At 40.0% G+C, this 19,060-nt stretch carries 15 protein-coding genes and 2 pseudogenes; 7 read left to right on the top strand and 10 right to left on the bottom strand.

The features are described from left to right. Positions 1-22: 22 nt before the first annotated feature. Positions 23-736 carry a hypothetical protein gene (locus tag ACPZ3T_RS13845; protein WP_490276928.1) on the bottom strand — a complete coding sequence of 238 codons (714 nt, stop codon included), beginning with the start codon at positions 734-736 and terminating at the stop codon, positions 23-25. Further along, on the bottom strand, positions 730-2,052 hold the full coding sequence (locus tag ACPZ3T_RS13850; RefSeq protein ID WP_490276929.1) for an AAA family ATPase: 1,323 nt from the start codon (positions 2,050-2,052) through the stop codon (positions 730-732). The genes ACPZ3T_RS13845 and ACPZ3T_RS13850 overlap by 7 nt, the downstream gene beginning before the upstream one ends. Before the next feature lie 181 nt (positions 2,053-2,233). On the opposite strand from ACPZ3T_RS13850, the gene ACPZ3T_RS13855 reads away from it, so the two are divergent. Both ACPZ3T_RS13855 and cydB read left to right on the top strand, forming a co-directional pair. Next, positions 2,234-3,679 (top strand): cytochrome ubiquinol oxidase subunit I, encoded by a 1,446-nt coding sequence (locus ACPZ3T_RS13855; RefSeq protein WP_490276930.1) that lies wholly within the window; start codon positions 2,234-2,236, stop codon positions 3,677-3,679. Positions 3,680-3,777: 98 nt separating this feature from the next. Next, positions 3,778-4,791 (top strand): cytochrome d ubiquinol oxidase subunit II, encoded by a 1,014-nt coding sequence (cydB, locus tag ACPZ3T_RS13860; protein ID WP_490276931.1) that lies wholly within the window; start codon positions 3,778-3,780, stop codon positions 4,789-4,791. An 800-nt stretch (positions 4,792-5,591) separates the two neighbouring features. Here the strand turns inward: cydB and ACPZ3T_RS13865 are convergent. Beyond that, positions 5,592-6,989: an amidase gene (locus ACPZ3T_RS13865; RefSeq protein ID WP_490276932.1), complete on the bottom strand. Its 1,398-nt coding sequence runs from the start codon at positions 6,987-6,989 to the stop codon at positions 5,592-5,594. Positions 6,990-7,219: 230 nt separating this feature from the next. Here ACPZ3T_RS13865 and ACPZ3T_RS13870 point away from each other — a divergent pair, with 230 nt between their 5' ends. Next, positions 7,220-8,701 carry a hypothetical protein gene (locus tag ACPZ3T_RS13870; protein WP_490276933.1) on the top strand — a complete coding sequence of 494 codons (1,482 nt, stop codon included), beginning with the start codon at positions 7,220-7,222 and terminating at the stop codon, positions 8,699-8,701. A 185-nt stretch (positions 8,702-8,886) separates the two neighbouring features. On the opposite strand, the gene ACPZ3T_RS13875 is transcribed toward ACPZ3T_RS13870, so the two are convergent. Beyond that, a complete protein-coding gene (locus ACPZ3T_RS13875) occupies positions 8,887-10,128 on the bottom strand; it encodes a DUF445 domain-containing protein (protein ID WP_490276934.1) in 1,242 nt (413 codons plus the stop codon). Between ACPZ3T_RS13875 and ACPZ3T_RS13880 the strand changes: the two genes are divergently transcribed. Then, positions 10,114-10,287, top strand: a complete 174-nt coding sequence (locus ACPZ3T_RS13880) for a hypothetical protein (RefSeq protein ID WP_490276935.1) — start codon at positions 10,114-10,116, stop codon at positions 10,285-10,287. The genes ACPZ3T_RS13875 and ACPZ3T_RS13880 overlap by 15 nt on opposite strands. A 112-nt stretch (positions 10,288-10,399) precedes the next feature. Here ACPZ3T_RS13880 and ubiE read toward each other — a convergent pair whose 3' ends face one another. Together ubiE and ACPZ3T_RS13890 are read right to left on the bottom strand one after the other, a co-directional pair. Further along, the gene (ubiE, locus tag ACPZ3T_RS13885; RefSeq protein ID WP_490276936.1) at positions 10,400-11,089 is read right to left on the bottom strand and encodes a bifunctional demethylmenaquinone methyltransferase/2-methoxy-6-polyprenyl-1,4-benzoquinol methylase UbiE; all 690 of its coding nucleotides are present in this window, start codon (positions 11,087-11,089) and stop codon (positions 10,400-10,402) included. Between the two features lie 68 nt (positions 11,090-11,157). Further along, on the bottom strand, positions 11,158-12,111 hold the full coding sequence (locus ACPZ3T_RS13890; RefSeq protein WP_490276937.1) for a response regulator: 954 nt from the start codon (positions 12,109-12,111) through the stop codon (positions 11,158-11,160). Between the two features lie 240 nt (positions 12,112-12,351). Here ACPZ3T_RS13890 and ACPZ3T_RS13895 point away from each other — a divergent pair, with 240 nt between their 5' ends. Further along, positions 12,352-13,437 (top strand): RuBisCO accumulation factor 1, encoded by a 1,086-nt coding sequence (locus ACPZ3T_RS13895; protein WP_490276938.1) that lies wholly within the window; start codon positions 12,352-12,354, stop codon positions 13,435-13,437. Between the two features lie 200 nt (positions 13,438-13,637). Here ACPZ3T_RS13895 and ACPZ3T_RS13900 read toward each other — a convergent pair whose 3' ends face one another. Beyond that, positions 13,638-14,006 carry a cyclic nucleotide-binding domain-containing protein gene (locus ACPZ3T_RS13900; protein WP_490276939.1) on the bottom strand — a complete coding sequence of 123 codons (369 nt, stop codon included), beginning with the start codon at positions 14,004-14,006 and terminating at the stop codon, positions 13,638-13,640. A gap of 700 nt (positions 14,007-14,706) precedes the next feature. Between ACPZ3T_RS13900 and ACPZ3T_RS13905 the strand changes: the two genes are divergently transcribed. After that, on the top strand, positions 14,707-14,937 hold the full coding sequence (locus ACPZ3T_RS13905; protein ID WP_490276940.1) for a NifU family protein: 231 nt from the start codon (positions 14,707-14,709) through the stop codon (positions 14,935-14,937). On the opposite strand, the gene ACPZ3T_RS13910 is transcribed toward ACPZ3T_RS13905, so the two are convergent. Then, positions 14,932-15,105 carry a hypothetical protein gene (locus tag ACPZ3T_RS13910; RefSeq protein ID WP_490276941.1) on the bottom strand — a complete coding sequence of 58 codons (174 nt, stop codon included), beginning with the start codon at positions 15,103-15,105 and terminating at the stop codon, positions 14,932-14,934. The two genes, ACPZ3T_RS13905 and ACPZ3T_RS13910, sit on opposite strands and share 6 nt — an antisense overlap. A gap of 14 nt (positions 15,106-15,119) precedes the next feature. Here ACPZ3T_RS13910 and ACPZ3T_RS13915 point away from each other — a divergent pair, with 14 nt between their 5' ends. Beyond that, the gene (locus ACPZ3T_RS13915; RefSeq protein WP_490276942.1) at positions 15,120-17,354 is read left to right on the top strand and encodes a glycoside hydrolase family 57 protein; all 2,235 of its coding nucleotides are present in this window, start codon (positions 15,120-15,122) and stop codon (positions 17,352-17,354) included. Positions 17,355-17,429: 75 nt separating this feature from the next. Here ACPZ3T_RS13915 and ACPZ3T_RS13920 read toward each other — a convergent pair. Then, positions 17,430-18,149, bottom strand: a pseudogene (locus ACPZ3T_RS13920) (RtcB family protein); the annotation flags it as partial. Positions 18,150-18,524: 375 nt separating this feature from the next. Continuing rightward, positions 18,525-18,986, bottom strand: a pseudogene (locus tag ACPZ3T_RS13925) (RtcB family protein); the annotation flags it as partial. Positions 18,987-19,060 lie beyond the last annotated feature (74 nt).

Genomic DNA, 19,060 nt, shown 5'->3' on the forward strand with positions numbered 1-19,060 from the left:
CGTTCTAAATATAATTTTTAACTCAATCTGTATGGCAAAATTCATTCATATAATCATATAGTTCCCGAAATAAAGGACATTTCTGTTGGATTTCCAATGGTTCGACATACAGCAATAGCTCCGGTGTATGCAATCCTTTAGAAAAGCGTATTGAACTACTATCAAATTCATCTAAAACACTGGAATCTACTAGTGCCTTTGATAGTTTTTCTTGACAACAATCCTTTTCATGATCATATTCACTAAACGATTCTGGTTTATCAAAGGGAATGTTTTTTTGCGTACTCAACCACCAACGCATACGTTTATGCCGATTACTGAAATCTGGGTGTTTACCCACTGAATTATTCCAATCTGCAATAATCCAAGCTTCTAATTCAGGAGCAGCAAAGCCAATAAATTTGTTAATTGTATGAGATTCTGGTATTTTCGATATCGCTGCTAAAAACTTTTCTTTTTGCTCAGTGGGATTGCGACAATCCAAATCGTCAAAAACTAAAATTAAATCACATTGATTTGGTTCGTATTTTAAGGCTATAGGTAGCTCTCGTTGAATTTGCTCTATTAAGCTTTGACCAGTTCTACCATAACTATTTACCCTATTAGGTTTCGGGCCAGGTTTCTGACGAACTGGAGTTTTTCTAATAAACTTACATCCAGGAAAATTTTTTTCTAGAAAAGGAATCAATCCTCTAACTTCAGCTTCCCCACCCCCAGCGAACACCCAGACTACCACGGCCACCCTCCAATACTGGGATCGCCAACACGATATAAATCACCTAATTGCCATCCTTCTTCTAATTTTTCATTCAGCATTTCTTGAGAGAGTGTTTTTATAGCAAAATGCGTTTTATCTTCTGCATAGAAACAAAAAACATTTTCTAAACAATCGGTGAAATGATCTAAAAGATCAGGACTATGGGTGGTGATAATTACTTGGGTTTTTGTGGCAGCTTTTTTAATCCATTCTGCTAAAATTGGCATCCATGATACGTGCAATCCTAGTTCTGGCTCATCAATTACTAGTAATGATGGCAGAACTGGAGAATGTAAGATAGTAGCCCAACATAACATTCTGACAGTTCCATCTGATAATTCATTCAGATAAAAAGCTTCTTTGATATCTTCAAAATACCATTCTAAAGTGAGAGATAATCTACCAGAACGTATGGGGCGAAGACGACGGCTTTTTGGCAATATAGCTTTTACTGCTCGGTTGAGACTTTCTTCAAAATCGATATCTTGTTGAATTAGGTTATCTATAACTAAAGGTAAATTATCTCCAGATGCAGATAAATAAATATCACTCCCTCCTATTTTTGGTTCTGCCATTCTGATTTCATTTAAATCCATATTGTTGGCATTGTAAAATTGCCATTTTGAAATAAATCCAATTAGCTCTCTCCTAATTCGATAAAGAGAAGTGTTTACTATAATAGATGGACTAGACTCTAGTAGTCTGGGGATTATAGACAATCCTAAAGAGTTTATAGGTATATTACTTAGAGTTGCAAATTGATTTTCGGCTATTTCTCCGGTAGTATCAACATTAAAAATTGCTACAGAACCTTTACCTATTTGTATATCATGAAATTTATAATAATAAAAAGGAGAAGACAATCCTGTTTTATGTAACTCTTCTTCCCCACTATATAAAGATTCCTGAAAAATACCAACTCGACTATGTTTTTCTTGGGCAATATAAAAACTTAAATCAAGAATTATACTATCTGTATTTGGATTACCAGTTTTTCCAGCAATTTGAGAAAAACAATATGCAAATCTTACTCTAGCAGGACTTTCAACGCTGACATCTAAAATTCTGCTACCACCAATTTGAGCGATCGCATCTTCAAAAGTACTCACACCTCGACTTTCATCAGGAATACTGGTAAGGCTATCTTTTAAAAATTTTAAGCAACTAATAAAATTACTTTTACCTGAACCATTTGCACCTATAAAAATATTCAAATTTTGGAGTTCAACTACTTCATCTAAAACTAAATTTTTATAATTTTTAGTAATTAAAAAACGTAGCATTGGTGTAGTCATAAAGCTATAAATTAAATACTAATATATTTTCAATTCTACACATTAATTGTTGATGAGAGACAACAAAATTGACAATCAGCCAATTTTGGCGAATATCGGCAGAGAAGTCGCCTTCTGGTATATTGCCAACATAAATAAAAAGTTTATCCTAAGTAGGGTGGCTAGCTAATGGAGAACGTTAGTGGAATTTTTATCCGATTCCGTGGTGCTATCACGGATGCAATTTGCCCTGACTGCAATCTTTCATATGCTTTGGCCTGTCCTGACTACAGGGATGGGGATTTATTTAGTGATTGTGGAAGGAATTTGGCTGAAAACGAAAAATCCCGACTATTATCTTCATGCGCGGTTTTGGTCGAAATTTTACGTGCTGAATTTTGGGATTGGTGTGGCTACTGGTATCCCAATGGAATTTCAGTTCGGCACAAATTGGGCCCCTTTTTCGGAAGCGGTGGGTAACTTTTTTGGGAGTGTAATTGGTTTTGAAGCTTCTTGGGCGTTTATGCTAGAAGCTGCTTTTTTAGGAATTATGTTATTTGGTTGGGAAAGGGTAAATCCTGCCATTCACTATCTTTCAACTATTTTGGTAGCTGTGGGCGCGAACCTTTCCACAGTTTGGATATTAACAGCTAATTCGTGGATGCAAACTCCCGCCGGTGGGGAATTGGTAGAAGGGAAATTTATCGTTCACGATTATTTTCAAGCAATTTTAAATCCCTTTATGGTTAACAGTGTGCTGCATATGTTTTTTGCCACACTAGAGACATCTTTATTTGTAATTGGTGGGATTAGTGCTTGGTATATTCTCCAGCAACGCCATGCGGAGTTTTTTGCTAAATCTTTGAAGATTGCTTTAGCAGCTGCGATCGCAGTTGCTCCATTACAAATATATATCGGACACCTAAGCGGTGAACAAGTTTATCATTATCAACCCACAAAACTGGCCGCAATGGAAGCCCAGTGGAACAGTTCACCAGCAGGAGAACCAGCAGACTGGAGTTTATTGGCGATACCCAACGAAAAAGCCGAGAAAAATGATTGGGAAATCACCATTCCCAATGCTTTAGGTTACATTTTGGAATTTAAACAGAACCTTTCCGAACCTGTGCGCGGTTTGAAAGAGTGGAAAGCGAGCGATCGCCCCCACATGGTAGGTTTAATTTACTACGCTTTTCGTACCATGATTGCGATCGGCTTTTTCTTTGCCGGGTTAATGTTGTTCAGTACCCTGCAATGGTTGCGAGGGAAACTCACAGCCGAAAATATTAGTCAGCAGCGTTGGTTAATGGGAGCTTGGGTATTGGCTGCGCCTTTAGGATACATTGCTGTAGAATCTGGTTGGATTGTGCGTTGTGTTGGTAGACAGCCGTGGACACTATACGGACAAATCCGCACTGTTGATTCTGCCTCCCAATTACCAGCAAGTAATGTGTTAACTTCACTGACTGGCTTTGCTGTAGTTTATACAATCTTGTTCATCACCGCCATGTACTTTGGTAGCCGCATCATCCGCACAGGGCCAAATTTAGAATTACCAATACCAGGAACAGAAATCACCAAACCCGCCATTGATACCACCCCTGGCGAGTTCGTCCCCGATGAACGTCCAGTAGAAGCAAGAGAGTAAGCAATTCAAAATTCAAAATAGCCTATACGGGAAGGAAGCTACAAAAATCAAAAATTTTTGACTTTTTCTTCCCAATACCCAATGCCCAATAACTAATTATGGAAACACTACAATATTTTCTCCCGCAAGTTTGGTTTGTAATTTTAGCTTTGTTTCTCTTTCTCTACGTCATGCTAGATGGATTTGATTTGGGGGTGGGGATTTTATCTCTTACTTCCTCCGACGATGAACGTCGGGGAATTTTGATGACTAGCTTAAGCAATATTTGGGATGCAAACGAAACTTGGCTAGTGCTTATGGGTGGGGGATTGTTTGGTGCATTTCCCCTAGCTTACGGCACAATTTTAAACGCCTTATATATCCCAATTCTTGTCATGGTGTTTGGGTTTATTTTTCGGGGTGTGGCGTTTGAATTTCGGGAATTATCTAGACGGAAATTTTTTTGGAATCTCGCTTTTGGTGCAGGAAGTTTTACAGCTGCACTCGGACAAGGTTTCGCTTTAGGTGGGGTACTCAAAGGAATTAAAGTTGATGAGACAGGACACTTTATTGGGAGTACCTGGGACTGGTTTAGTTTACCTTCGGTGTTAGTAGCTTTAACTTTGATTCAAGGTTATGTGTTGATTGGTTCTACCTATTTGGTATGGAAAACCACTGGAGAATTACAAGAAACCCACTATAAAACAGCCAAACTGGCTGCGTTGACTACATTAATAGGTGCGATTTTTATAACTATCAGCACACCTGTAATTTATGAAAATGCTAGAGCGCGTTTATTTCAACAACCACTAGTATATATTTTCGCCATGATTCCGATTTTGGGAGTGTGGTTAATTTGGCAACTTTGGAATAGTTTAAACCGCAAGGAAGAACGCGCGCCATTTGTTTGGACTATTCTATTATTTGTGTTGTCATTTATTGGTTTGGGATTGATTGTTTTTCCCTACATTATTCCGCCACAAATTACCATTTATGAGGCTGCGGCTGACCCTAGTTCTTTGGTAATTATGATCATTTTTATCGGCTTTTTAATTCCGGTGATGTTGTTTTATAACCTTTACCAATACATTGTTTTTAGAGGTAAAGTCACTGGTAACGGTTATGGGGAATGAATCAACCTTCATAACCAGCAGGTTTAGTTAAACACCCCTAAATATTTAGAAGGCAGGACTTACGCACCTGGCATATTAGTAGGGTGCGTCAGATATCAAAAATCAGGTTAGTGACACTATTTAAGCGGTCTGACGCATCCTACAAGACTAGGGTAAAAATGTAATTTAAATTAAGAAATACCAATTCTTAAACATTCCCTTAAATATCCATACTGAGAAGTATATGAAGAATTTACATTATTTTCTGATTATTCCATACAGATTTATAGTTGAAACTTTATTTTTAAGTTAGCTATACAAAGATTTCATGAAAATAAATTAAAAGTAGCTAATATTTTGATAATTTTCAGTATTAATGCTTAGAAATTAGCATTATTTTTCCCATTAGATACATACTTAGGTAACTCAGTAATATTGACATTACAAATGTTTTTCTATCCCTATAAAATCGCTATATCACAGGGTAAATACAGTGGATAATTTGAGATTCATAGGGATGGAGTAATGTTTTCGCAACCCACAAAGTTTACTGACAGTAACCGGCGAAATACTCATAATAAAATTGTTAAATCTGTTGGTAATAAGCTCTTATATGCTGGCTTATCAATAACTCTACTAGGTTGTAGTTTTGCAACTTTTAAGGTTATTTATCCTTTCATTATTTCTAGTGTCAGTGCCGCAACAAATACTGCATTTCAACCTACTTCGATTCCTTGGCTAGAGGATCAATCTAATTGCCAACATACCGGGCGCAGTTGGCATGACAACAGATGTTGGGATAATGAACATAGCCCAACATTTTAAATTTTCAAATTTGGACGATGTTGAATCCAGGGATTAGCGGCTTCTAATTGAGCAGCGAGACTAATTAAAGTAGCTTCTGCCGCAGGTTTGCCCACAAGCTGCACACTCATAGGTATACCATTACTATCAAACCCTACGGGTAAAGCGATCGCTGGTTGTCCAGTAGCATTGGCGACGGGACAAGGGGCAATCCAATTCACAATTTTGTCAAATGTATCTTCGGGACTCAAAGCAGCCCATTCCCCCACGCGGATAGGAGAGTGTAAGTAAACAGGCAATACTAAGACATCTATATTGTCAAAAAATGCCACAATTTGCCTGGCTACGATTTGCATGGCGTAAACTGCTTGGATATATTCGCCAACAGTCCCCGTTCTGGCTAATAGCCATCGGTTGAGAGGCTGCAATGCTTCGGCTGGTAATCCTGAAGCAGCAATTCCCGATTGCCAAACGACTTTAAACGGTTCAACTAAGGCACTGAAATCAGGAAATGTTTGTTCAACTTGATGACCGAGTTGTGTTAATAATTCTACTGTCTGTAAAACTGCCTGCCTACAATTAGCGTCAGCTTCTCCCAAGGGAGGAATAGCAGTAGCAAAGGCAATTCGTAACTTATCGGGTTCAGTTTGAGCCGCCATCAAAAATGATGGTTCTGGATCAGGTAGCCAGTAAGGATCACCTGTAACATAACCAGAAATAGTATCTAACATAGCAGCTGCATCTGCCACTGTCCGGGCGAGGGGGCCATTGGCAGAAATTCCCGCGAGCCGATCGCCTACTGGTGCTTTTGTGACTCTACCTCGTGCTGGTTTAATTCCTACTAAACCACAACAAGCCGCAGGCCCCCGAATTGAACCGCCACCGTCAGAACCTTGGGCGATCGCACAAAGTCCGGCGGCAACTGCGGCGGCTGCCCCACCACTAGAACCGCCAGGGGTGTATTCTAAATTCCACGGGTTTCTGGCGGGGGGAAATCCCATCGGTTCAGTGTAGGGAAATGAGCCTAATTCTGAGGTGGCTGTTTTACCAAGAATAATAAAGCCGGCTTGCTTAATGCGTGTGACAACCCCATCATCATATCCGGGGATGTTGTTAACTAATGCTGGATTTCCGTAGGTACAAGGTACACCCGCTACAGCGTTAAGGTCTTTAATAGAAATTGGCACACCAAAAAATGGTGGCAGTTCCGTAGTTTTACTTAATAATTCTGTCTTAGCTTGAGCATCTGCGATCGCTAAATCTGCCGTCACTGTAAAATAACTGCCCAACTGGGGATTTAGCTCCTGAATCCGACTTAAATATATTTCTACTAAATCCATCGGTGATACTTCTCGCCGACGGATTAATTTTGCTAACTCTAGTGCCGGAGTAAAGGCTAAATCAGTTTCATTCATATTGGGGATTGGGGATTGGGGATTGGGGATTGGGGATTGGGGACTGGGGATTGGGGACTGGGAGCTGTTGAGAGGCTTTGCCCAGCAGCGTTGTTACTTTAGCAGAATTTTTGGGAACTATGAATATATCATTTTTGCGATTTAACAAAATTTAGAATCGAGAATCTGACTGGCTGTGTCTATATTCTGAGTTCTTCTGAATAAATTTTGCAAATCCCCAAGGGATATTTATGGCTGATATGCAATTACTGATTGATGAACTACCAAAAATTGTTTATAAACTCAAATTGAATATTGGTAATTCTCAGGACATTATGCAACAGGTAATTCTGATTAATAATGCCCAGGAAGAACTCCGCAATATTAAACAGGCGATCGCTCAAGAATTATATTGTGTTACCAGTACAGGTAACAGTGGTCATACTATTAGTACTATATCTTCTCCTGTTCCAGAACTGGTAATACCAAATATTTCAAAAGATTATCCTGAGATTAATGGTAACGCTGGATTAATTACAGAAAAGTTTGGTAATCCTAATATAGACATATCTTTAATTACATTACAATCTAAAATTAATTGCTGGCTAGAATGGGGTGATCTATTGCAGGCGATCGCCGCAGATATTTTAGGTGATGTTAATTTAGTCAATCAACTCAATTTAAATATTAATTATCCCAGTTTACCGATTAAAATCATCCAAACCGAAAATATTTTAAATATTAACAATGTCAATAATAATCAGCCTTCTCTGAGAAAATTATTGAATTTAGAAGAAGATTTATCCAAGCTAGAAACCAGATTGAAATTAGTTAAAAATACAATTCAAAATAGTCAAGGGTTTTTAACAATCATGTTAGCATTATCATCATTTTATGGTAAATCTGGTTTTGCTATAGAATGGTTAGACGATGCTCATGAATTAATCATATCTAGTAATCATCATTTTCGTGAATTGACTGAAATTCTCAATGATTGTGATATTTATGAACAGAAACTTGATGAATTTAAAAAGAAAATCACAGAAATTAAACAGTACAATCCCAAATCAAGTATTACAGGAAAATTTCACTTAAAGATCAATAATAACTTTCTATCACCTCAGATTTTACGTAGAATTTTATTAATCTTATCTAGTTTAACTCTTTTAGTCGTTGGTGGATTGTTTGCAAAAAATCAGATTATCCAAATTCAACAAAATGGCATAAATTTATATCAAGAGAATATTGCAAAAGACAATTTTAAATCCGCTTTAAAACTAGGAATGGAGGCTTCTTTCATTGCTCAAAATCCTCCCCATAAAATCGGAGTATGGAAACAAGCCGCAGCTAAATGGCAAGAAGCAATTAATTTGTTAGAAAATATTCCTGAAGGAACATCTGTATCTGCTATAGCGCAAGAAAAACTGATTCGTTATCGACTTAACTATATTACCGTAACTAAAAGAGCTATAGCCGAAAAGAAAGCTGTAGGTAACTTAGAATTAGCAGAGAAGCTAGCGACAGAAGCTAGATTTTTTATAGAAAATGCACCTAATTCATTAACAGCTTGGAAACAAGCCAAAGACAAATGGCAGCAGTCCATTAAGTTATTAGAATCTATCCCAAGAAGTACTTCTGTCTATAAACAAGCTCAAGCTATATTGCCCAATTATAAAACTCAGTATGCAGCAATTAATGCCATTATGGAAAATAGAATACAATCTATGAAGTGAATTAGGGAGACGAGGGGACAAGGGAGACGAGGGGACAAGGTAGACGAGGGGACAAGGTAGACAAGGGGGACAAGGTAGAAGTTTTGATTCCAATTACGAATTACGTTAGCGTAGCGGGACGTACCCCTCTGGGGAAGCAAGCTACGCGTTAGCGTCTCGAAGAGAAGTCCATTACGAATTACGAATTACATCGACTGTTGATTAAACAGTAAAAATAATGTTTGAAATGAGCCAACAACGAAACCTAAAATTCCCCCTAATGTAACAATTGCCTGCAATTCATTTTTAACAATTCCTTCAATTGCGTTTTCTAAATCAGCAGGTGATGTTGATTTTACACGGTCAACAATTACCTGATCTATCGATAAAATTGGGATAACTTGGGCAACAATTTTTTCTAAATCTTTTTCTAAATATCGTTCTAAAATCAATGCTAATTCTTCACTGACAACTTCTAATGAGTTGACAACTACGGGGGAGTTACTCAGGCGATTTAGCAATAATTTAGCAATATTCTCCCAATTTACAGATTCAGTTAATCCTTTGAGTAAATCACCGCCACTAGTTTGAATATATTGGCGGACGGTTTCCCGTGTGGTTTTTCTTAATTGGCGGACTGTGCCAATTGGTAAATTTTGTAATGATAAATTTTGCAGAATTGTTTTGAGGCGATCGCGCATCTGCAAATCTTGAATTAATTCCTGTAATCTAGCATTAGTGGCTTCTTTTTCATCTAAGCAAAAGGTGCGTAACCGGGTGAGAGTATTCCGCAAACCAAATAAATTCGCCACTACCCAATAAGTACCACTAGTTTTTTCTCGAAAGCTTTCGTCAATAATTTGAATTGTGCGATCGCTTAAAAAATCTATAATCGCTTGCCTTAACATATCTGGCGGCAAAACTACTTCCAAAAACCAATCAGCTAATCGAGTTGCTTGTTCGTCGCTCAGTTGTAAATCTAAGAGGATTTGGTCAAAAATCTGATTGATTTGTGCTTCTAAAAAATCTTCTTGTCTAGCTAGCACCTTCAGCAAACGTGGTAAGGATTCTCCTAACAAATCACGTAGAATCCCCGCGACGATTTTAGTTGTTTTCTGATTTTTATCGGCTTTAATTTGGTCTGTTGCCAGTCGCAATAACCAAAGAATTGCTGCTTGTACTCGTTCGGTTTCTAATAATCTACGTGCCAGTTTTTGTAACTCATCAGGTGTCAATAATGACCCCATGATTGTCTGTGAAATATTTTTAGCTAGACGCTCCTGATTTGCCGGAATCAAGCCAGGAGTAAATGGTACTCTTTGCCCAGCTACATAAATTGTACGGTAAGGACGAAAGAGCATTTTAATGGCTATATCATTTGTGAAATAGCCAATAATTCCACCCAATACCGGGGGCGATACATATAGTAAAAGATGAGACCAATCCACAGTTTTTTGGATGAAGAATGGCGACTAGGAGGAGGCAGGGGAGCAGGGGAGCAGGGTGTGGGAGGTGTGGGAGGTGTGGGAGGATGGGGAAGAAATCTTTCCCCCCTCTCTCCCCACACTCAAAAAGCCAGTTATATCAAGGCTTTGCGATTAACTTAGTGCCATTCCCCGATTCCCAATGACGGCAGTTGCTACAAGTCGGGAAACCCGCCCATCGCACTGCCTCCCCAATGCCCAATTCCCAATGCCCAAATGCCCCATACCCAATCACCTATTTAATAATTACCAATATTCCCATCATACCGTTCGTAATGGGGTAGTGGGTGGCAGAGGTAAAACCAACTTGCAGGGCTAAGTCTACTTGTTCTCTCCCTTGGGGAAAGCGATCTAGACTGGGGCTGATGTAGGCGTATTCTTCTTTCATCCCCATACGCTCTGCCATTGGTACAACTATATTATCTAAATACCACTGTTGAAAGGCTCGGAATTGTTGATTGTGGGGGCGATGAAAGTCTAGAATCGCTGCCCGCGCACTGGGTTTGAGAACTCGATGTAATTCTTGCAGGCTACGGCGAATATCTGTCACATTTCTTAAACCGTAGCCCATTGTGGCGGCATCAAACTGATGATCCTCAAACGGTAAATTCAAGACATCTGCTTCTACCCAAGAGATGTCAAATTGGGGGTAATCTGTTTGGGAGCGTGTTTTTGCCATTGTCAGCAGGTTATGGGAAAAGTCTACTCCGTAAACCTTCCCGGTTGTGCCTGCGCGCCTAGCCAAGCGTAAAGCTAAATCACCACTCCCACAACATAAATCGAGACAAGTATCCCCTGGTTTAACCGCACTCCATTTAATGGCCATTTCTTTCCAGATGCGATGCTGTCCTAGACTTAAGCAATCATTAAACTGGTCGTAAACGGGGGCAATACGGTCAAAAATGGTACGAACGTCATTAGTCATTAGTTATTAGTCATTTAGTTATGAGTCAATGGCCACTGGACGCTGGACTATTGACTATGGACTACTAACTAAATTTTGGCATGACAGAAGCTACTAGTGAGAGCGATCGCTACTAATTCTGCGGATATATGAATCAACTTCAGTTCATCTTCTCTTAAAAAGCTCGGTTGTTTCCACTGGAGAGATAAAACCCCTAACATTTGATTGCGGTAGCTAATGGGGATAACTACATGAGCTTTAATCCCACTTGCTTCGTAAGGAGTCACACCAGCTAGTTTTGATTCTTTGGCAACATTTAAGCACACTTGAATTTTACCAGTGGCGATCGCTTCAGTTGTCAGTGGGTCTTCCCCCAACCAATTTTTTCCACTTCCTTCAGGAGAGTAAAATCCTTGAGTTGCTGTCAGTGCTTGGTTTTCTAGCAGTTGTAGAATACAGGTATCAGCCGCAAAACTATCACAAAATGCTGTCGCCATTGGTGTCAGGATTGATTCTAAACTTTCAGCAGCCTGAGTCACCTTTACCAAAACAGTTAACAGTGACATTTGAGCATTGGCGCGCCTTAGTTCTTCTGTCCGTTGTTTGAGTAAGTCATAGGTTTCTGCTGCCCTTTGGACAACGGCTTTGAGTTCACCAGGATCCCAAGGCTTAGTAATATACTTATAAACTTGTCCGGCGTTAATGGCTTCTACCAAATCTTCAATGTCAGTAAATCCCGTGAGAATTATCCGCACTGTATCGGGGAATTGTGGTACAGTTTTACTGAGAAATTCTGTACCTTTCATTTCTGGCATCCGTTGGTCAGAAATAATAACTGCCACTTCCCCTTCTACTGCTAAGATTTCTAAGGCATTGATACCACTCTCAGCTTTGAGGACGTTAAAATCTCGGCGAAAGGTGCGATAGAGTAAATCTAAGTTATCTGGTTCGTCATCAACTACTAAGATTTTTAGCTTTTTAGGTCTTTCTAAAGTTGCCATTGGACGGTGATTTGTCTGCATTTCGGAAATCATATCAGTCATAGATATTACCTGTAAAAAATTACTTATAGCCCCACATTTCTATCAAGCTTAGTAGATTATCTTGGTCAAGCCTTGGGGAAATGTACTGAGATGCTTTTCATCGGGGTAATATGTATTCTTTGTAACGTAAAATTTGATCTAAAGGTAGAGTGTATATATAGTTAGCTGATAAAGATTACAATAAGATTTGCCAACGCAGTATCAACTGAGCCTCTCCAGTAGAAGCTAAAATTTGAGATTATGACTGACTTATCACCCAACGCTCCCAACCCTGAAAATGCTGCTAACGATTCTGCTCAAGAGTTACTGCGAAAACTAAGACAAAAAGAAGGTAATTGGGTGGAATGGGGATTAGCCATTGCCACTCTACAAAAAGCTGGTTACAATCCCCAAGAGATTTTTGAAGCTACAGGATTTGAGCCGATTCAACAAAATCAGGTAATCGTCGGCGCGCAAGTGTATACTTCCCTGGAAAAAGCTGGTGCATCAGAGGCGACGCGATCGCATTATGCTAATCGTGGTAGTGATGTTTTATATGAACTACGCTTACTCACCCAAGAACAACGGGCGGCGGCGGCGGAATTGACTTTTGAGCATAAACTTGATTTAGATGAAGCGCGGGAAATAGCTAAGGCTATTAAAGATTTCTCCCGTTTCCGCACTTTACCAGAAGGCTTTTCTGATCATGCAGGAGATGCGGTAGCCTATCAAGCTTGGAAGTTAGCACGGCAGAATACAGATTTGCAAGAGCGATCGCGCTTAATTGCTAAGGGTTTACGCTTTGCTCACACGCAAACAGCTAGGAAACAAATCGAACAGCTATTACTTGATTTTACTGTTGTTTCTCAACGTCCAGCCCCCATTCCTCCTTTTTATCGCTTTGATTCTGAGGAAGAATTACCTCGTATTGTGCCAGTAGTCGGTGAGTTACCTTTAACACCTGAAGAATTGAAAGCAGTGCCTTTAGTGGAAGCGGTTGAACCATTCCGCATTGTCAAATTTGCTGGTGAACAGGCTTGGGTAGCTTTACCAGGTTGGCAAGTGCTGCTAGGTGCAGAAGATCCAGTAGTGATTTTAGCAACTAGCGATCGCTTTCCTAACCAAAATCTAGCCCAGCCTAGCTCTGTGTTAGTAGTTGTAGATCGTTATCAACGAGAATGGAATGATTTTAGTTATTTTGTAGTAGATAACGGTGGTGAATTAGATTTTCAATGGTTTGAAACAGAACCAAAACTACCCATCCTCGGTAAAGTGATCATTATCGTCCGGCCACGGAAAATTCTTGATGAAGAAGTAACTAAAGATTCATGGCAAATTGATGAATAAGAGGGAGTGTAATTCGTAATTCGTAATTCGTAATTCGTAATTGAGTTAGTTGGGGATTTATACTACAACTAGTTTAAGATAGCTAACTTTACCAAAGTTTAGCTTGGTGTTCCGCCTCTTTTAATTACGAATTACGTAGGCGCAAACCTTACCGTAGGCTATTACGAATTAGTAATTATGTTCAATATTGGGTTGGTGATTTATACTAAGTGCTGTAATCTGCTCAAGCGTTCTGAATAATTTCTGATCACCATCAGAGCAAACATCGGCGTTTCTTGAACTGCAAACAGAAACCTTTTTTCATCTAAATAAGCTAATGTGCAATCTGTTTTAGCGATCGCAGTATAAGTTCTGTGTTTGACTCCTACTAGTACTCCAGTACCAAAAACTTCACCAGTCCCAATAGTTTCTACAACTTTACCATTGACTAACAGTTCTATCTCTCCTTCCACAATGCCATACATATATTCACCGGGATCACCTTCTGTAAAAATCACTTTGCCGGAACTAAAAAATTGAGGATCAGATTGTTTCTGGAAGATACCGACTGTAATGACAGGATTTGACATAATGAATCTGCACAGTTGTTAATTTTCACGGATTCTGGGAGATCAACTAGACCAGAACCCAGTAAAGTATACTACTTCCGAGAAAATAACTTCATGCGCCGAAATATCATTAGTCACTTTCCCAAAAACGAATTTTTGCCAATTTGGCAACCATAATGTACTTGATACTGGTATTATTTATTTAGTGCAAGGGGTGTAGCAAAAGTAGCCCCGACCGCAAGGTTGGGGTAACTTCTGCAAAATATTCCACAACTGGCAATCACTACGATCATTTCCCACTAAAACAAGGCTTATTCCCGCTTCCTCCGCTTCCTGAAGCTATCAGCCTGACATTCCTGTTCAAATCACCTCAATTCAACGGTATACCCTAAACCGGATGAACGAAATTTTGTGTGAGATTTCTAGCGAAGTTAAGTATCCAAAAAATTACCCCCCACACTCCCCACACTCCCCACACTCCCCACACTCCCCACACTCCCCACACTCCCCACACCCTTCTTAATTGGAAGTCTCGACTGAGTTTAGTCGAGTCTAACTATTTGCTAAACTCTGGATAAAAGACAATCTATCGGCAATTGGATCTAGGATCGATTTAATTCAAGCCAAAAAATAACATTTTGGATTATGGGTTTGTAGTAGACTTTAGCACTACTACAGATTAATTACTTATCACCATTGTTAACTTAGTAGGTATCACACGATGGAATTAACAGTTGAAAACGTTGAAACAGTCTTGGATGAAATGCGTCCTTACCTGATGTCTGATGGTGGCAACGTGGAACTCGTAGAACTGGATGGGCCGATTGTTAAACTTCGTTTACAAGGTGCTTGTGGTTCTTGCCCTAGTTCCACTATGACCCTGAGAATGGGTATTGAACGCCGTCTACGGGAAATGATTCCTGAAATTGCGGAAGTTGAGCAAATATTATAAGAGACTGGGGACTGGGGACTGGGAACTGGGGACTGGGGACTGGGAACTGGGGACTGGGGACAAGGAAGACAAGGAAGACAAGGAAGCAATTCTACCCTGTCTTCCCCCTCTAGCTTGTCTCTTGTCAATGCCCTGTCTCCCCCATGCCCCATGACCTGTTTGCCCCATTCCTAATCAGTTCTATGTCTCATCCACTCTATGTAGCTTTTATTTGGCATCAACATCAGCCGTTGTATAAATCTCCTGGTGACGGCTTTTCAGGTTCTTCAAGTCAACAATACCGTCTGCCTTGGGTGCGGTTGCATGGCACAAAAGATTATTTGGATTTGGTGTTAATTCTGGAAAAGTACCCCAAACTACACCAAACAGTGAATCTAGTGCCGTCTTTAATCCTGCAATTAGAAGATTATATTGCTGGTACTGCTTTTGATCCTTACCTAAAAGCCAGTTTGACCCCTACAGAACAACTGACTCAACAGCAAAAAGAATTTATCATTCAACACTTTTTTGATGCTAACCATCATACTTTAATTGACCCCCATCCCCGCTACGCCCAGTTGTATTACCAACGGCAAGAACAAGGACAAGCTTGGTGTTTGGCGAATTGGGGCTTGGCTGAGTATGGTGATTTGCTGGCGTGGCATAATTTGGCATGGATAGATCCTTTATTTTGGGATGACCCAGAAATTGCCACTTGGTTAGAGCAGGGACGTAACTTTACATTAAGCGATCGCCAGCGCATTTACTCCAAACAGCGTGATATCCTCAGCCGTATCATCCCCCAACACCGCAAGATGCAAGCATCTGGGCAGTTGGAAGTTACCACCACACCCTACACACACCCCATTTTGCCCTTACTAGCGGATACTAACTCTGGGCGGGTAGCAGTGCCAAATATGACCTTACCAGAGTGCCGCTTTCAATGGGCAGAGGATATTCCCCGGCACTTACGTAAAACCTGGGAACTATATAGACAAAGATTTGGACAAGACCCCAGGGGTTTATGGCCTTCAGAACAATCAGTAAGTCCCGCAATATTACCGTATATTATTAAACAAGGATTTAATTGGATTTGCTCAGATGAAGCAGTTTTAGGGTGGACATTAAAACACTTCTTTCATCGGGATGGGGCAGGGAATGTCCTACAACCGGAATTGATGTATAAACCCTATCGTCTGACAACCCCAGCCGGAGATTTAACCATTGTCTTTCGAGATCATAGATTATCAGATTTAATTGGCTTTACCTATGGCTCAATGCCAGCCAAACAAGCCGCAGGGGATTTAGTGGGACATCTGCAAGCGATCGCTAAAATGCAAAGAGAACGTCCCAGCGATCAACCTTGGTTAGTTACAATCGCTTTAGACGGAGAAAATTGTTGGGAGTTTTACCCCCAAGACGGCAAACCCTTCCTCGAAACTTTATATCAACGTTTAAGCAACGAACCCAATATTAAACTCGTTACTGTCTCCGAATTTATCGCACAATTCCCCGCCACAGCCACCATCCCCGGAGATCAACTCCATAGCGGTTCTTGGGTTGATGGCAGTTTTACCACTTGGATTGGCGATCCTGCCAAAAACCGCGCTTGGGACTACCTCACTCAAGCTAGAGCTATGCTAGCCAGCCATCCCGAAGCCACAGAAGAAAACAACCCCGAAGCCTGGGAAGCTTTATATGCTGCCGAAGGTTCTGACTGGTTTTGGTGGTTTGGTGAAGGACATTCTTCCAATCAAGATGCCATCTTTGACCAATTATTTCGAGAACATCTGTGCGGTATTTACAAAGCATTAAATGAACCAATACCAGCCTATCTCAGACACCCCGTTGAAGTTCACGAAGCACGGGCAGACCATTCACCAGAAAGCTTTATTCATCCCATAATTGACGGTAGAGGTGATGAACAAGACTGGGACAAAGCCGGACGTATAGAAATTGGTGGCGCACGGGGAACAATGCACGTCAGCAGCAGTATTCAGCGTCTTTGGTATGGAGTTGATCACCTCAATTTCTATTTGCGATTAGACTTTAAAAGTGGCGTTACACCAGGCAAAGATTTACCAACAGAATTAAATTTATTATGGTTTTATCCAGATAGAACCATGCACAATAGCCCCATTCCTTTAGCAGATGTGCCAGATACAGCCCCCCTCAATTATCTATACCACCATCATTTAGAAATTAATTTACTCACCCAATCAGTGCAATTTCGAGAAGCTGGAGATAATTATCAATGGCATCCCCGCAGCAGTCGCGCTCAAGTTGGTTTAGAAACTTGTTTAGAATTAGCAGTACCTTGGGCAGATTTACAAGTGCCACCAGATTATCCCTTACGTTTGCTTTTAGTGCTGGCTGATGAAGGTTGTTACAAAAAGTACTTACCAGAAAATGCCCTTATTCCCATTGAAGTACCTTAATTAGTTTGTAGTTAGGACTTTAGTCCTTTTTTTCCTAAATCATCAGGGCTAAAGCCCTCACTACAAACATAATAATTAACCTTTCACACAAACAACTTGTTTGAGTGTGGCGACAACTTCCACCAAATCTGCTTGATTTTTCATAACTTGGTCTATCGGCTTATAAGCACTAGGAATTTCATCTAAAACACCTGTATCTTTACGGCATTCTACACCCTTTGTTTGCTCAACTAAATCATCAAGAGTATAAACATTTTTAGCTTTATTTCTTGATAATAAACGACCTGCACCATGAGAGCAAGAACAAAAACTATGGACATTACCTTTACCCTTGACAATGAAAGATTTTGCTCCCATTGAACCAGGAATAATTCCATAGTCTTCTGTATCGGCGCGGACTGCACCTTTACGAGTCACATACACATCTTCGCCAAAATGTACTTCTTTTTCCGCGTAATTATGATGACAATTTACCTGTAATAAAGGTTTAGTTGGCTTGCCTCCAGCTAAATGTTTTTCTATGATGCGCTGGAAACGTGCCATCATCACATCACGGTTGAAACGTGCATATTCTTGCGCCCATTGTAAGTCATGCCAGTAAGCTTGAAACTCTGGTGTTTCAGCAATAAAATAAGCTAAATCAGGGTCAGGTAATTTATTATCTGCCATTTTTGCTAATTCTTTAGCTGTATTAATATGACATTGGGCAAGATTATTACCAATGTTCCGTGAACCGGAATGTAACATCAGCCAAACTTGGTTCTCTGTATCTAGGCACACTTCAATGAAGTGATTCAATTTGTTACTGATTGCTTGCTTAATTTATTGAGTCTCCATAGTCTAAGTTCGACACTATTTCGACTTCTATCAAGCACTTTCATTGACACAAGTAGGAGTAATAGGGATTTACGAGACTGATATTGTTAAATTCCATAGAATCACAATATCACATATGAAAGTCGCAATCGATCAAGTCATTTCTGCTTGATTCTATACCTTCATCTTCGGTATAGTTCGGAGCACACCTTCATCCTAATTTATTCTAGGATGCCCAAGTCCCTCTGCTCTCTACGGGGCGTTTTACCGCTTCCCTCGGTATTAGCAATCTCAGCTTCCACCGATTTGGACGAGTTTTGATTACTGCATCACTACAGTAAGGGGCAATCTTTTACCCCCGCCTAGAGAACCCATTTGTTTCATTGCTTTAGTTTGTAAATCTTGTACACCACGGTGCAAGTCTTTAAACTCTCGCCAATGCTGCCAATTAGTAACAGATTTTTCTACATCTTTATTTTCATTAAAACCTGTGGGAATTGCTGCCTCAATATCTAGACGAATTTTTTTGAGTTTGCCTTCTAATTTATCACCATTAAATGGTGTTTTAATCGCACACATACCACAACCCAGATCCACACCGACAGCAGCAGGAATAATGGCTTCTTTTGTAGCAATTACAGAACCAACTAAAGCACCTTTTCCTAAGTGAACATCAGGCATTAATGCTACGTGTTTAAATACAAAAGGTAGCGATGCCACATTTTTAGCCATCTTGGTTTCTTCTGTACCCAATGGGTGATTTGCCCAGGATAAAACAGGTGCTGGCGTATTAATTTCTAACTCTTCGTAGGGCATTTTTTTCTAAAAAATCAGGAATCAAAAGTGGAGCAGAATCAGCTAACAAGTTTATGTTACAAATTCGCTTGTAT

The sequence above is a fragment of the Aliinostoc maniaoense genome, from assembly GCF_058172895.1.